Genomic DNA, 13,975 nt, shown 5'->3' with positions numbered 1-13,975 from the left:
TGTAAGGAGCCCATCATGAACGCCGCATCCCTCAAATACCTGTCCCGTCTATTCGCAGAACTGGCCGTGTTGCTCGGTCTCTACCTGCTCGGCTGCCAGATCGCCGCGTGGCTGGCCTGGCCGATTCCCGGCGGCGTGATCGGCATGGCCCTATTGCTGCTGGCATTCGCGTTTGGCTGGGTCAAACCGGCGGCGCTGCAACTGGGTGCTGGATTGCTGATGGCCGAGATGCTGCTGTTCTTTATTCCGGCGCTGATGAGTCTGCTCGATTACGGCGCGCTGTTGCGCGATGACGGCTGGCGGATTTTGCTGGTGATCGGCGCCAGCACCCTGATGGTGATGCTGGTGACAGCCTTCACCGTGGAGCTGGCCGTGCGCCTGAGGCGGTCCCATGAAGCTTGAATGGATGCCGATGTTCTGGCTCGCCTTTACCCTGTTGGCGTACCTGTTCAGTCGCTGGATTTACCGGCGCACCGGGCGTTACTTGCTGTCGCCGCTGATTCTGGTGCCGGCACTGCTGCTGGCGCTCGCCGTGCCGCTGCACACCGCCTATGCCGAATACGCCAGCAACACCCATTGGTTGATGCTGGTGCTCGGGCCGGTGACGGTCGCCTTCGCCGTGCCGATCTGGCAGCAGCGGCGTCTGCTGGTGCGGCACTGGTCAGCGCTGCTGTTGGGTATGCTCGCCGGCAGCGCGGCGTCGATCGCTACGTCGTTCGGCCTGGCCAAGGCGTTGGCGCTGGATAGCTCGGTGACGATGTCGCTGGTACCGCGCTCGATCACCACGCCGTTCGCCATGCCGCTGGCGCAGGATCTCGGTGGCGTGCCGGAACTGACTGCCGTGTTCGTGATGTTTACCGGTGTGTTCGGCGCGATGCTCGGCGGCGTATTGCTCAAGTGGCTGCCGTTGCGCAGTGCGTTGGCGCGCGGCGCGTTGTTCGGGGTTGGCGCGCACGGCGCAGGCGTCAGTCGGGCGCATGAAGTGGGTGGTGAGGAAGGCTCGGTTGCGGGGCTGGTGATGGTGCTGACCGGGCTGCTCAATCTGTTCGCCGCACCTTTGTTGGCGTCGTTGCTTTGACATGGATCCAAGGTGTTTGCCTGGCTGACCCGCTCAGTCATCAAGCTGGCTGGCAATGCAACTACGCGATCCTCTGCGCCTGACTAGACTGCTCGTACGTGCAGAACAATAAGAACGCAGAGGTGCATACAGTGAGCGTAGCCCCCGTCCAATTGTCCCTTGATGTCAAAGACCAGGTCAGTGCCGCGGAATGGCAGACCCGGGTCGATCTCGCCGCCTGTTATCGGCTGGTAGCGTTGCATGGCTGGGACGACCTGATCTTCACCCATATTTCCGCCAAGGTCCCGGGCACCGAAGACTTCCTGATCAACCCGTTCGGGTTGATGTTCCATGAGATCACCGCATCCAGCCTGGTCAAAGTCGATCAGGCCGGCCACAAGCTCATGGACAGTCCATACGAAATCAATCCCGCCGGTTACACCATCCACAGCGCCGTGCACGAAGTGCGGCACGATGTGGTTTGCGTGCTGCACACCCACACCGCCTCCGGTGTGGCCGTTTCAGCGCAAAAACAGGGTGTGTTGCCGATCAGCCAGCAATCGCTGTTCGTGCTGTCGAGCCTGGCCTATCACGCCTATGAAGGCGTGGCGCTGAATCATGAAGAGAAGGCGCGCTTGCAGGCGGACCTTGGCGAGAACAATTTCCTGATGCTGCACAACCACGGTCTGTTGACCTGTGGCGGCACCATCGCCGACACTTTTCTGATGATGTTCACCTTCCAGCGCGCCTGCGATATTCAGGTCATGGCGCAGACCGGCGCTGCTGAACTGATCGCCATCGAACCGCAGATCCTGGCGGGCGCCAAAGCGATGATCGCCGGCGTCACCAAAAGTGCTCAAGGCATGGGTGGCGCGCTGGCCTGGCCGGCGTTGCTGCGCAAACTCGATAAACAAGACCCCGGATATAAACTCTGATGCCTCTTGCCGAGATTCCTCTGTGTGTCTGGCGCAAACGCAGCCGGACATTTGTCTTTCGCGGCCAGTCGATCCGTTACTGGACGGCGGGGCAGGGTGAGCCGCTGCTGCTGATCCACGGTTTCCCGACGGCCAGTTGGGACTGGCACTACCTGTGGCAGCCACTGGCCCAGCGTTATCGGGTGATCGCCTGTGACATGCTCGGTTTCGGTGACTCGGCCAAACCGTTGAATCACCGCTACAGCCTGCTGGAACAGGCCGACCTGCAACAGGCGCTGCTTGCGCATCTTCAGGTCGAGCAAGCTGTGCATGTGCTGGCCCACGATTACGGCGACAGCGTTGCCCAGGAGTTGCTCGCCCGGCATTACGAAAACCGGATCGAGGTGGCCAGTTGTGTCTTTCTCAATGGCGGGCTGTTCCCCGAAACCCATCGCCCGGTGCTGATGCAAAAGCTGCTGCTCAGCCCGCTGGGCTGGATGATCGGCCGGGCGTTCAGCCGTGATGCACTGGTGAAAAGTTTCCGGCAGATCTTCGGTCCGCAGACCGGCCCCAGTGAAAGTGAACTGGATGATTTCTGGAGCCTGATCGAGACCCATCGCGGGCCGCGCATCCTGCACAAACTGATCGGCTACATCCCCGAGCGCCGTGTGCAGCGCGACCGCTGGGTGGCGGCCATGCAGCGTGATGAAATCCCGCTACGGGTGATTGATGGCGAAGTTGACCCGGTTTCCGGTGCGCACATGGTCGAACGTTACCGCGAACTGATTGCCGACGCCGATACGGTGCTACTGTCAGGTATCGGCCACTATCCGCAGATCGAAGCGCCGGTGCAGTTGCTCAAGCATTACCTGGCGTTTCGTGAGCGCCTGGAGTTGCCGCCGCGCAAGGTCGCATGCTCCTGAAAGATCAAAAGATCGCAGCCTGCGGCAGCTCCTATACCGATCTTCTGTAGGAGCTGCCGCAGGCTGCGATCTTTTGATCTTTTGACGCCCTCATCATCCCTCACCCTTATCGCGCACCATTCAGCCTCAGCCGTATTCGTTGTGACCCAAAGCCCTGTGCCTGACACTCGGACTCAATACTGGCCTGCTGGAGTTCCTGCGATGAATGAGTCCGTACGTTTCGAAGATAAAGTCGTGATCGTCACCGGCGCCGGTGGTGGCCTGGGGCGAGCGCACGCTTTGCTGTTCGCCCGGCACGGTGCCAAAGTGCTGGTCAACGACCTCGGCGGCTCGACCCAGGGCGAAGGGGCCAACGCCTCCGCCGCCGACCGTGTGGTGGCGGAAATTCGCGAAGCCGGCGGCATCGCCGAGGCCAACCATGACTCGGTCACCGACGGCGACAAACTGGTGCAAAACGCCCTCGACGCCTTTGGCCGTGTCGACGTGGTGGTGAACAACGCCGGGATTCTGCGCGACAAGACCTTTCACAAGATGGACGACGCCGACTGGGATCTGGTCTACCGCGTCCACGTCGAAGGCGCCTACAAAGTGACCCGCGCCGCGTGGCCGCACTTGCGCGAGCAAAACTACGGAAGGGTGATCTTCACCGCCTCGACCTCGGGCATCTACGGCAACTTTGGCCAGTCCAACTACGGCATGGCCAAACTCGGCCTCTACGGCCTGACCCGTACCCTGGCCATCGAAGGTCGCAAGAACAATATTCTGGTCAATGCCATCGCGCCTACCGGCGGCACGCGCATGACCGAAGGCCTGATCCCGCCGCAGGTGTTCGAACAGCTCAAACCGGAGCTGGTCAGCCCGCTGGTGGTGTACCTGGCCAGTGAACAGTGCCAGGAAACGTCCGGCCTGTTTGAAGTCGGTGGCGGCTGGATGGGCAAGGTGCGCTGGGAACGCAGCCTCGGTGCTGGCTTCGATCCCCGCAGCGGCTTCTCCCCGGAAGATGTCGCGGCGCACTGGCAGCAGATCTGCGATTTCGAAGGCGCGGCGCATCCGAAGGACAACATTGAAGCGCTGAAGGAAATGATGGCGAATTTGCAGAAGTATTCGCTGTAACGTTTGCCACGCCCCGCAAATACCGATCCCGTCGGTAATGCCTTCGCCCATAAAAAAGGCCGCTGCAAACGCAGCGGCCAAGGTAAGACGTTGGATCAAGGAGCTACAAATCAACGTCAGTGAACACCGGGGCGATCAATCGAAGCATCGACTCATCTGAAATCGGTCAGCGCTGGCGCGAGTTGCTCAGCAGCCAAGGCTTGGTGCTTTGCGGCGTCTGCCTGAAAGCCCGCTCAGAATAAGCACTTGAACCCGAAGGAAAAATAGCGATTCCGGACATGCACTGTTACGGGGCGTGCAACAGTCTTGATCGCGCCACAGGATCCTGCACGGACTGCGCAAAGTGTTCGCGCCCGGAAATATATCGCTTCGCTGTCTATTCTGGATGGTTGAGTTAGTTACTTTGTATAAAGTTTTGTGCGGATTATTTGTTTGTGAATTTGTCATTTTTTACAGGTGGTTTTTTTATTTCGGTTAATACCTTGTAATCTATATTTGTTGAAATGAACTGGCGCTTCTTGTTTGTCGAAAATAAAACTATCTTTCGCTATCGCAGTGATGCGGGGTTGCGTTCACTGAACTTGAAAGATAGGACTTGAATATGGATAAGTTATACAAAAGCTTGATGCGAGGTTCTGAAGGTGCAGAAGTAACCTGGAGGGCTGAGTGGGCAAAGGTCGCTGCCGCGCAGAATGATTTGTTCGCTATTGTTGAGGCGATCCCGACAGTTCGGCAGATTGCTCGGCAGGCATTGCAGCAAGAATTGCAGCAGCGGCAGAAGAATATCAATATCGATAATGTTTATATAAATATTACCGATCAGTCCAATGAGATTGAACGTCGTCCTTCGGGGAAACTGTCTGAGGTATTGCTTCATTGTCTTGATAATAATGTGGCGCCGAGCTATCTGGCTGGCGGCGGGGACGGTGTCTTTCACCTGCCCGATACCGTTGGCGAAGAGATGAGAGTCAAGGGCTTCAGTATTATCGAGGCTGAGGAGGCTATTACTTATACGCTGCGAAACATGGAGAGCAGCCTGCGTTCGGAGATAGGCAAATATTGGGCGGCCCCCGTAAAAGTCGCAACAACTGAAAATACCGGACTGACAAATAAACAGGCCTTGCAGCAGGCTTATAACGTTGTGCTGACAGCGGAGCTTTCTTTAAAAGCCATGGCGGGATTTCTGGATCATGGCATGGCGACGCGCTATTGCTATTTGTTGAACCTGGAAAACGGCGCCGGCGCTTATAGCGTTGTGGTGAGTGCTGAATCCGACTCTCGCACTTCGCTTGTTCCGGGGTTTGTCCTCGATAATGCGATGCGGGCGGATCCGCAAATGAAACTGCTCAATGAGTCCACCGGTTATGTCATTCACACGCCAGGCAACGGCTTTGAATACTTCGCCAGGAATATCGACGCGCACGCAACGCTGCTGGCGCGTGTATCGGCGTCCGGTAGCAAAATCGCTTTCCCTAAAGCCACGCAAAGTGTGTCTGCTCATTGTGTCGACGCTTACTTGAAGGGACAACTCGATACGCTTGCAAGTCTGATGCGCGATCGCAAGGGCCAGACTCAAGCGTTCAGCCGGGTATTGCAGGACAATCAGGTGTTGTCGGTGATGCGTACTGACATCGGTCGTCGATTCGATCAAGTGCAGGCAGAACTCAAGCGGACCGAATGGCCACTCTGGCTGAAGAACGGTGGTAACGCTCTTCAGCAGCGTTACGTCGAGCTTGAGCGCTCGATGGAGAAATATCACTCTGACTACCGGGTGGTTTTCGACAGGTGTTTCTCGTTTAAAGATTATGTCTTGCGTTGTTTTTCCGAGTGGGCGATGAGCGCGTTGGGCGAGCAACTGGAAGCCGAGACTATAAAGGTGCGCAGCGTCCACAAGATGCAACTGGGGGGCCGCACCCTAGAGCAGGTCGATAACCGGACCCTGACGGAATTCATCATCTTCGGTCTGCATGACGAGGGGTATAAAGCCGAAATCAGCATCACCGGGCTGCCGTCCGGCAGCAGGCTGTCCGCTGCTGCACTTGAGCAATGGTTGAGCAACATCAACTTGCGCTCGCAGTTCGTATCCAGTCTTCCAACTGATCCATCGCCGGAGTTTGCACAGGCGTATCGCGACCACTTGCACAGCAACATCGAGTTCGCGCTTTTCGTTGCGCGCCATTCGGGCGTTTTCAGTGAAACCGAAGCGAAGGTCATTGAAAGGGCGTTGGCAGGTGACCTTTCGGTGTCTATTCGCGGATTGAGACTGAGCCTGCAGATTCCAGGGCCCGCCTTGAAAGGTGTGATGGTTTTTCGGGCACCGGAGACTCGGAACTATCTTGTTTATCTGATAACACCTGCAGGCAAATCCGTTTTCATGACGTTTGCGGATGTATTCGCTCTGAACAAATGGTTTGAATCGGCCATGACCGCTGATCGTCAATACGCGGCGTCATTGATTCATCCGGACTATTTGCACGAAGCCGGATCGTTGCGCGGTGTCAGCCGTCACTCCACCCATTATCTGTACAAGCTGGATACTCAATACTCGGATCTTTTCCCCAATGGCACAGCGCCGTTGCTCAATGACGTCAATCTCGCTTTTCAGTCTGAGCTGGCGTTACACAAGACCATTGCGCCTGCGCCTTACCGCTATCTCGGAATTGAGCCGCGCAAACGTTACGCTCGATTGAATACCGAACTGAAAGCGCTCTCCACCGTAGAGGCAAGGGACAATGCGTTCCCTTCTTTCGAACGCTTTACCCACGATGCGGTAAAGCAGAACCTTGAAAGTCTGTTGCGTTCGCGAGGACGAAATGTCGAGATCAATCCCGATCAGATTATTGTCCAGACTGACGATTTTCAGAAAAGCGTAACGGATCTGCTCATCGAAGGGCTATCGTTTGAAGCTGCCAATCCGGCTTATCCGAGCAAGTATGACCCGAGGTATTTTTTGACGGACGGCCATCCGGCGATCGATCAACTGGATATTCGCGATCTGTCCTCGTTATCGAAAACATTCCGTCCTGGTGACAGGTATACGGAAATGCTCAATACCGACTATCTGGACGGGAAGCATCCTGGCTATGCATTCAAGCGCGCCGTTCACGCAAAAAAAATTCGCTGTCAGATGCATTACGATCTGCTCTCCAACTACATCGATGGCAGGTTTGGGTCTGACATTTTTTTAGCGCTACAACGGGTTGTCGGGAATTTGAAAGAGGATGTCTATCACTACCCGATCAATGATTCGTCCGCAGAAGGTGATGAAGGTCTTTACGAATTCAATATCGGGAAAAAAGGCTTGACCAAGTCGAGGGATCGTACGGTTGCGGGTGTCTACATCCTGCGGATGAACGTTCTCGGCCAGTTCCACGACTGGTTATATACGCCCGATGCGCCGGATGGCGTTGCCTATCGACCCATCAACGATTTCATTCCATCCATTCGTTTCCAATATGGACCGATGCGCGATTACTACTTTGACCGGGTTGCAATCGTCGATCAAAAAGTAATCAATGATTATTTTGACGATCTTGCCGCAAGCGGGAAACCCCTGCCTCCGGTCAAGACGCAAGAACGCGCCAAGTTGAACAACCTCTTCACGTTCCATGATCGGAGAGTGCGTCGCGCATTGAGCGATATCGATGAGCGAACCACCAGTTTGAAGGAGGTTATCGCGGGACTGGTTTACGATGGCCTGATCAAAGTGGTGAATGTCATCAGTCTCGCCGTGCCGCCTATTGGCTCCGTGGCCGTTGCGGTGCAGATGATGAAAAGTGTCTACGACGGAGCCCAGGCGCAACGGCGAGGTGACTACTCGGCGGCACTGGGATACGGCGCGGACGCGTTGATCGGACTATTTACGCTCGGCCAGGCGGCCACAGCCGGTGCGAGCGCAGAGGTGATCAAGCAGGTGACCAACGTTCAACGATCGTTTCTCGGTCTGGTCGATGATGCACGGTCGGCGGCGCAATTCGTCGCCGAGGCGGCGGGTCATAAAGCGGCAGATCAACAGTTGATCGATTTCTTCACTGAATTGATGAAGGATCGGGTAACCGGCATCAGCCAGACCATCGTGCGCTGATCCCGGGCTGGCGCCTGGAGATCGCCTGACTCAACCGGCTTGCTCATACCCCATGCGCCAGCTCACGGCCCGCGACGCCGCCAGTAACCGCTGCGCCGCCGGGCCGTCTTCATCAGCGTGGAACAGTGAAGTCGGGCCGACGATGGTCAGCACCGCGGCGATCTGCCCGACTGCGTTGAACACCGGGGCTGACAACGCGTCCACACCTGGCATCAACAAGCCGTGCACATGATGCAGACCGCGTTCGCGGATCTGCTCGCACAAACCGCTGTAGGCATTTTGATCGGCCAGTGGATGGCCGGCGACGGCGATTTCCTGCTCGCGCAACTCATCGGTTTCCCGATGCGGCAGAAAGGCACTGAACACCAGCCCGGTGGACGAGCTGAGTAACGGCAACACCGAACCCAGTTGCGTCACCACCGTCACCGCGCGCACCGCCGGTTCGATGTGCACCACGGTCGCGCCCTGATTGCCCCACACCGCCAGAAAACAGGTTTCGTTCAGTTCATCGCGCAACTCGGACAGGGGCAGGGCGGCGACTTTCAGCACGTCCATACTGTTCAGCGCAGCGAGGCCTACACGCAACGCTTCACGGCCGAGTCCGTAATGGTTGGTGGCGGCGTTCTGCTCGGCAAAACCACTGGCGATCAGTGCCTGGAGATAGCGGTGCACCTTGCTCGCCGGCATCTGCACATGTTCGGCCAATCGCGATAGTGAGGTAGAGGGCGATAACTCGGCCAACGCCTTGAGGATGTCAGTGCCGACCTCGGCGGAGCGGACTTTCTGTTTGCAGTTGCTGTCGCTGGTTTTTTCCATGGTGCGGCCGGGATCCGAAAACGAATGGGCGTCTTTATAGCTTGACGCTGGATAGTGAGCAAATTACGTTATGCGTAATCGAATTACGATAACAACAACCCCGGCGTGCGCAAAGCTCTGAGCCAGAGCGATGGGCCACTGCCGACTCCCTGTTCAGGAGGCTCCATGAACCTCGATTCAAACGCGTCGGAGCTGGCGTACCAGTCCGGTTTCGGCAACGAATTCAGCAGTGAAGCGTTGCCCGGCGCCTTGCCCATCGGCCAGAACTCCCCGCAAAAAGCCCCGTACGGCCTCTATACCGAATTGCTCTCCGGCACTGCGTTTACCATGACCCGCAGTGAAGCCCGGCGTACCTGGATGTACCGGATTCAGCCGTCGGCCAATCACCCGGCGTTCGTCAAACTGGAGCGGCAACTGGCCGGCGGCCCGTTGGGTGAAGTGACGCCCAATCGCCTGCGCTGGAATCCTCTGGATATCCCGGCCGAGCCGACTGATTTCATCGACGGTCTGGTCGGCATGGTGGCCAACTCGGCAGCGGAAAAACCGGCCGGCATCAGCATCTATAACTATTGCGCGAATCGCTCGATGGAGCGGGTGTTCTACAACGCCGACGGCGAACTGCTGTTGGTGCCGCAACTGGGGCGGCTGCGAATTGCCACCGAACTCGGCGTGCTCGAAGTCGCGCCGCTGGAAATTGCTGTGCTGCCGCGTGGCCTGAAATTCCGCGTCGAGCTGCTTGATCCGCAGGCGCGCGGTTACGTTGCCGAGAACCACGGCGCGCCGCTGCGCCTGCCGGACCTGGGGCCAATCGGCAGCAACGGCCTGGCCAATCCACGGGATTTCCTCGTGCCGGTCGCGTCTTACGAAAACCTGCAGCAGCCGACGACGCTGGTGCAGAAATTCCTCGGCCAGTTGTGGGGCACCGAGCTCGATCATTCGCCGTTGAACGTGGTCGCCTGGCACGGCAACAACGTGCCGTACAAATATGATCTGCGCCGTTTCAACACCATCGGCACCGTGAGCTTCGATCACCCGGATCCGTCGATCTTCACCGTGCTGACCTCGCCGACCAGCGTGCACGGTCTGGCCAACCTCGACTTCGTGATCTTCCCGCCACGCTGGATGGTCGCCGAGAACACCTTCCGTCCGCCGTGGTTCCATCGCAACCTGATGAACGAATTCATGGGCCTGATCCACGGCGAGTACGACGCCAAGGCTGAAGGTTTCGTGCCCGGCGGTGCGTCGCTGCACAGCTGCATGAGCGCCCACGGCCCGGATGGCGAAACCTGCACCAAAGCGATCAACGCGGAACTCAAACCGGCGAAGATCGACAACACCATGGCCTTCATGTTCGAGACCAGTCAGGTACTGCGCCCAAGCCGCTTCGCCCTCGACTGCCCGCAACTGCAATCCACATACGACGCCTGCTGGGCCACGCTGCCCGCCACGTTCGACCCGACCCGGAGATAACCCATGACTCAGACTTCCATCACCCGCAGCTGGGTTGCTTCGGCCAATGGCCACGCGGATTTCCCGCTGCAGAACCTGCCGCTGGGCGTGTTCAGCACTGGCGGCTCGGCGCCGCGCGCGGGCGTGGCGATCGGTGAACATATTTTCGATCTGCAGGTGGCGCATGAAGCCGGCCTGTTCGACGGCCCGGCACGCAGCGCGGTCGAAGCCATGCACGGCGGCGTGCTGAATGCGTTCTTCGACCTCGGTCGTGAAGCCCGCGTAGCCTTGCGCAGCCGCTTGCTGGAATTGTTCGGCGATGGCAGCACTCATCGCGGCGCCATCGAAGCCCAAGGCGCAAAACTGCTGCCACTGGCTGCCGATTGCCAGATGCACCTGCCGGCGCGCATCAGCGATTACACCGACTTCTACGTCGGCATCGAGCACGCGCAGAACGTCGGCAAACTGTTCCGTCCGGACAACCCACTGCTGCCCAACTACAAGCACGTGCCGATCGGTTATCACGGTCGCGCCTCCACCGTGCGCGCTTCTGGTACCGACGTGCGCCGCCCGAAAGGCCAGACCCTGCCGGCCGGTGCCAGCGAGCCGACCTTCGGCCCGTGCGCACGACTGGACTACGAACTGGAACTGGGCATCTGGATCGGTCAGGGCAACGAAATGGGCGAGCCGATTGCGATCGGTGACGCCGCCGAACACATCGCCGGTTTCTGCCTGCTCAATGACTGGTCGGCCCGCGATATCCAGGCCTGGGAGTACCAGCCGCTGGGCCCGTTCCTCTCCAAGAGTTTCATCACCAGTGTCTCGCCATGGGTGGTGACCGCCGAAGCGCTGGAGCCATTCCGCACGGCGCAACCTGCGCGCCCGGAAGGCGATCCGCAGCCGCTGCCCTATCTGTTCGACAAGCGTGATCAGGATGGCGGTGCTTTCGACATCGAACTGGAAGTGCTGCTGCTCACCGAAGCCATGCGCGAACAGAATCTGCCGGCCCATCGCCTGACCCTGAGCAACACTCGCTACATGTACTGGACCGTCGCACAAATGGTCGCGCACCACAGCGTCAACGGTTGCCAGTTGCAGGCCGGTGACCTGTTCGGTTCGGGCACCTTGTCCGGTCCGCAAAGCGGTCAGTTCGGCAGCCTGCTGGAAATCACCGAGGGCGGTAAAAAGCCGATCGAACTGGCCTCCGGCGAAGTGCGCAAATTCCTCGAAGACGGCGACGAAATCATTCTGCGCGCGCGTTGCGCCCGAGACGGTTTTGCCTCGATCGGCTTCGGCGAATGCCGTGGCAAAGTGCTGGCGGCGCGCTGACAGGAGCGGGTCATGGATCTCTATACCTATTACCGCTCGACCTCGTCATACCGGGTACGTATCGCCCTGGCGCTGAAAGGGCTCGACTACACCGCACTGCCGGTCAACCTGATCGCGCCGTCCGGGGGCGAGCATCGGCAGGCGGCGTATCTGGCGATCAATCCGCAGGGTCGGGTGCCGGCCCTGCGTACCGATGACGGCGAGTTGCTGATTCAGTCGCCGGCGATCATCGAGTACCTGGAAGAACGTTATCCGCAGCTGCCATTGCTGCCCGAAGACCTCGCTGCCCGCGCTCATGTGCGCGGCGTCGCAGCGGTGATCGGCTGCGACGTGCATCCGCTGCACAACGTCAGCGTGCTCAATCGCCTGCGTCAGCTGGGCCACGAAGAGCCGCAGGTGGTGGAGTGGATCGCGCACTGGATCAGTCAGGGGCTGGCGACTGTCGAGCAGTTGATCGGTGACAGCGGTTTCTGTTTCGGTGAGTGGCCGTGCGTGGCGGATGTCTATCTGATTCCGCAGTTGTATGCGGCCGAGCGCTTCGGTGTTTCGCTGCAGGCTTACCCGCGGATTTGTCGAGTGGCGGCGCTGGCGGCTGAGCATCCGGCGTTCATCAAGGCGCATCCGGCCAATCAACCGGATACCCCTTAAAGCGCCACACTGCCCACTGTAGGAGTGAGCCTGCTCGCGATGGCGGAGTGTCAGATACGGGGATGTTGACTGACACACCGCTATCGCGAGCAGGCTCACTCCTACAAGGGATCAGCGCCGTACACAAAAATCATAAAAACAAAACAGGTACCTTGCGATGCACAACCAGATTGCCAGCTTCCGCGCGGCACTCGACGCCCGTCCTGTGTCCCGCTATCAGTGGTTGCTCCTGATCCTGCTCGCCTTGTTGCTGGTCACCGACGGTTATGACGCCCAGGTGCTCGGTTACGTGGTGCCGGCCCTGGCTCAGGATTGGGGGCTGGAGAAAGCCGCCTTCGGGCCGGTTTTCAGCGCCAACCTGTTGGGTCTGACCCTCGGTTCTCTTGCGGTGACGCCGCTGGCCGATCGCTTCGGCGTACGGCGAATCCTGCTCGCCTGCGTGCTGATCTACGCCAGCCTGACGGTGTTGATGGTGTTCGCCGATTCTCTGAACACCTTGATGATCGCGCGCTTCATCTGCGGTATCGGCATGGGCGGGGCGATGCCCAGTGCCATGGCCTTGATGTCGGAATATTCACCGCCGCGTCTGCGCACCTTGATGGTCACGCTGGCCGCTTGTGGGTTTTCGTTTGGCGGTGCGGCGGGTGGTTTTGTCGCCGCTGGCTTCATCGACCGCTTTGGCTGGCAAGCGGTGTTCCTTGCCGGTGGTGTCACGCCGTTGCTGCTGTTCCCGTTCCTGTGGTGGATGCTGCCAGAATCGCTGCCGCGTCTGCTGCGCGATGCACCGCCCTATGCGCGTCTGCGCAAAGTCACCGCGCGAATGCTGCCGGACTGGCAACCGCCGGCCGCGACCGTTGAACAGAACGAGCGCGAGCAGGGCAGCAAGCTGACCGTGGTCGAGCTGTTCCGCAACGGTTATGCGCGCCCGACCCTGCTGATCTGGGCGACGTTTTTTGTCAGCCTGATTCTGCTGTATTTCATGATCAGCTGGCTGCCGACGCTGTTGCTGGAAAGCGGTCTGAAACTCAATGAAGCCAACCTGGTGACCTCGATGTTCCTGTTCGCCGGTACCTTGGGCGCGGTGTGCATGGCCTGGTTCGCCGACCGTTTGAAACGCAAGGTGCGGCTGCTCTGCGCGGTGCTGACAGGGGCGGCGCTGTGCACGATTCTGCTGGGTTTGAACCACGACAATCCACGCTATCTGGTGGCCTGCGTGTTTGCCGCCGGGTTCTGCATCATCGGTGGGCAACTGACGCTGAACGCCTTCGCCAGCAACTTCTACCCAGCGCATGTGCGGGCCACGGGCACGGGCTGGGCGTTGGGGGTAGGGCGCTTCGGTTCGATCCTCGGGCCGTTGTTCGGCAGCATGCTGCTGGCGATGCACATTCCGGTGACGCAGATTTTCTTCTTCTGCGCGATACCGGCGGTCATTGCGGCGCTGCTAATCATCCAGGTGCGCTCGCCCTCTGACAGCCCGCAATCCAATGTGGGAGCGAGCTTGCTCGCGAAGAACGATAACGCGGTTTAAAGGATAAACCGAGGCGCCTGCTTCGCGAGCAGGCTCGCTTGTATGTTTAGACTTGAAGGGGTGGGCGGGACTACAGACTCGATTCTGACTCTGACCAGTACAGACCGTGGGAGA

Annotated in this window: 11 protein-coding genes; 10 read left to right on the top strand and 1 reads right to left on the bottom strand. The window is 59.0% G+C overall.

Going from position 1 to position 13,975, the window contains the following annotated elements; translation table 11 throughout:
• Nucleotides 1–15 precede the first annotated feature (15 nt).
• The 6 genes from HDC30_RS20390 to HDC30_RS20365 all read left to right on the top strand — a co-directional run bounded on the left by HDC30_RS20390 (nt 16) and on the right by HDC30_RS20365 (nt 8,091).
• A complete protein-coding gene (locus tag HDC30_RS20390) occupies nt 16–402 on the top strand; it encodes a CidA/LrgA family protein (RefSeq protein ID WP_027610876.1) in 387 nt (128 codons plus the stop codon).
• Nucleotides 392–1,078, top strand: a complete 687-nt coding sequence (locus tag HDC30_RS20385) for an LrgB family protein (RefSeq protein ID WP_027610877.1) — start codon at nt 392–394, stop codon at nt 1,076–1,078. The genes HDC30_RS20390 and HDC30_RS20385 overlap by 11 nt, the downstream gene beginning before the upstream one ends.
• Nucleotides 1,079–1,209: 131 nt before the next feature.
• A complete protein-coding gene (locus HDC30_RS20380) occupies nt 1,210–1,992 on the top strand; it encodes a class II aldolase/adducin family protein (protein WP_096795378.1) in 783 nt (260 codons plus the stop codon).
• The gene (locus HDC30_RS20375; protein ID WP_183784621.1) at nt 1,992–2,894 is read left to right on the top strand and encodes an alpha/beta fold hydrolase; all 903 of its coding nucleotides are present in this window, start codon (nt 1,992–1,994) and stop codon (nt 2,892–2,894) included. Before HDC30_RS20380 ends, HDC30_RS20375 begins: the two co-directional genes overlap by 1 nt.
• 201 nt (nt 2,895–3,095) lie before the next feature.
• The gene (locus tag HDC30_RS20370; protein WP_007968066.1) at nt 3,096–4,007 is read left to right on the top strand and encodes an SDR family oxidoreductase; all 912 of its coding nucleotides are present in this window, start codon (nt 3,096–3,098) and stop codon (nt 4,005–4,007) included.
• A gap of 601 nt (nt 4,008–4,608) precedes the next feature.
• A complete protein-coding gene (locus tag HDC30_RS20365) occupies nt 4,609–8,091 on the top strand; it encodes a dermonecrotic toxin domain-containing protein (RefSeq protein ID WP_183784619.1) in 3,483 nt (1,160 codons plus the stop codon).
• A gap of 30 nt (nt 8,092–8,121) precedes the next feature.
• Here the strand turns inward: HDC30_RS20365 and HDC30_RS20360 are convergent, their stop codons facing one another.
• The gene (locus HDC30_RS20360; protein ID WP_183784617.1) at nt 8,122–8,907 is read right to left on the bottom strand and encodes an IclR family transcriptional regulator; all 786 of its coding nucleotides are present in this window, start codon (nt 8,905–8,907) and stop codon (nt 8,122–8,124) included.
• A gap of 165 nt (nt 8,908–9,072) precedes the next feature.
• On the opposite strand from HDC30_RS20360, the gene hmgA reads away from it, so the two are divergent.
• The 4 genes from hmgA to HDC30_RS20340 all read left to right on the top strand — a co-directional run bounded on the left by hmgA (nt 9,073) and on the right by HDC30_RS20340 (nt 13,861).
• Complete coding sequence (gene hmgA / locus HDC30_RS20355) at nt 9,073–10,377, top strand: homogentisate 1,2-dioxygenase (RefSeq protein ID WP_183784615.1); 1,305 nt, start codon at nt 9,073–9,075, stop codon at nt 10,375–10,377.
• 3 nt (nt 10,378–10,380) lie between these two features.
• The gene (fahA, locus tag HDC30_RS20350) at nt 10,381–11,685 is read left to right on the top strand and encodes a fumarylacetoacetase (RefSeq protein ID WP_183784613.1); all 1,305 of its coding nucleotides are present in this window, start codon (nt 10,381–10,383) and stop codon (nt 11,683–11,685) included.
• Between the two features lie 12 nt (nt 11,686–11,697).
• Nucleotides 11,698–12,333 (top strand): maleylacetoacetate isomerase, encoded by a 636-nt coding sequence (maiA, locus tag HDC30_RS20345; RefSeq protein WP_047597787.1) that lies wholly within the window; start codon nt 11,698–11,700, stop codon nt 12,331–12,333.
• Between the two features lie 157 nt (nt 12,334–12,490).
• A complete protein-coding gene (locus tag HDC30_RS20340) occupies nt 12,491–13,861 on the top strand; it encodes an aromatic acid/H+ symport family MFS transporter (RefSeq protein ID WP_183784611.1) in 1,371 nt (456 codons plus the stop codon).
• Nucleotides 13,862–13,975 lie beyond the last annotated feature (114 nt).

The sequence above is a fragment of the Pseudomonas sp. JAI115 genome (assembly GCF_014200835.1).
GTDB classification, from domain to species: Bacteria; Pseudomonadota; Gammaproteobacteria; order Pseudomonadales; family Pseudomonadaceae; genus Aquipseudomonas; species Aquipseudomonas putida_A.
The sequence above is the reverse complement of the archived record's forward strand: the minus strand, read 5'-3'. Positions and strand labels throughout refer to the sequence as shown.

What these genes read in the sequence shown, in the direction of transcription:
- HDC30_RS20390 (WP_027610876.1), top strand. Translation starts at nt 16, where the DNA reads ATGAACGCCGCATCCCTCAAATACCTGTCCCGTCTATTCGCAGAACTG.
- HDC30_RS20385 (WP_027610877.1), top strand. Translation starts at nt 392, where the DNA reads ATGAAGCTTGAATGGATGCCGATGTTCTGGCTCGCCTTTACCCTGTTG.
- HDC30_RS20375 (WP_183784621.1), top strand. Translation starts at nt 1,992, where the DNA reads ATGCCTCTTGCCGAGATTCCTCTGTGTGTCTGGCGCAAACGCAGCCGG.
- HDC30_RS20370 (WP_007968066.1), top strand. Translation starts at nt 3,096, where the DNA reads ATGAATGAGTCCGTACGTTTCGAAGATAAAGTCGTGATCGTCACCGGC.
- HDC30_RS20365 (WP_183784619.1), top strand. Translation starts at nt 4,609, where the DNA reads ATGGATAAGTTATACAAAAGCTTGATGCGAGGTTCTGAAGGTGCAGAA.
- HDC30_RS20360 (WP_183784617.1), bottom strand. Translation starts at nt 8,907, where the DNA reads ATGGAAAAAACCAGCGACAGCAACTGCAAACAGAAAGTCCGCTCCGCC.
- hmgA (WP_183784615.1), top strand. Translation starts at nt 9,073, where the DNA reads ATGAACCTCGATTCAAACGCGTCGGAGCTGGCGTACCAGTCCGGTTTC.
- fahA (WP_183784613.1), top strand. Translation starts at nt 10,381, where the DNA reads ATGACTCAGACTTCCATCACCCGCAGCTGGGTTGCTTCGGCCAATGGC.
- maiA (WP_047597787.1), top strand. Translation starts at nt 11,698, where the DNA reads ATGGATCTCTATACCTATTACCGCTCGACCTCGTCATACCGGGTACGT.
- HDC30_RS20340 (WP_183784611.1), top strand. Translation starts at nt 12,491, where the DNA reads ATGCACAACCAGATTGCCAGCTTCCGCGCGGCACTCGACGCCCGTCCT.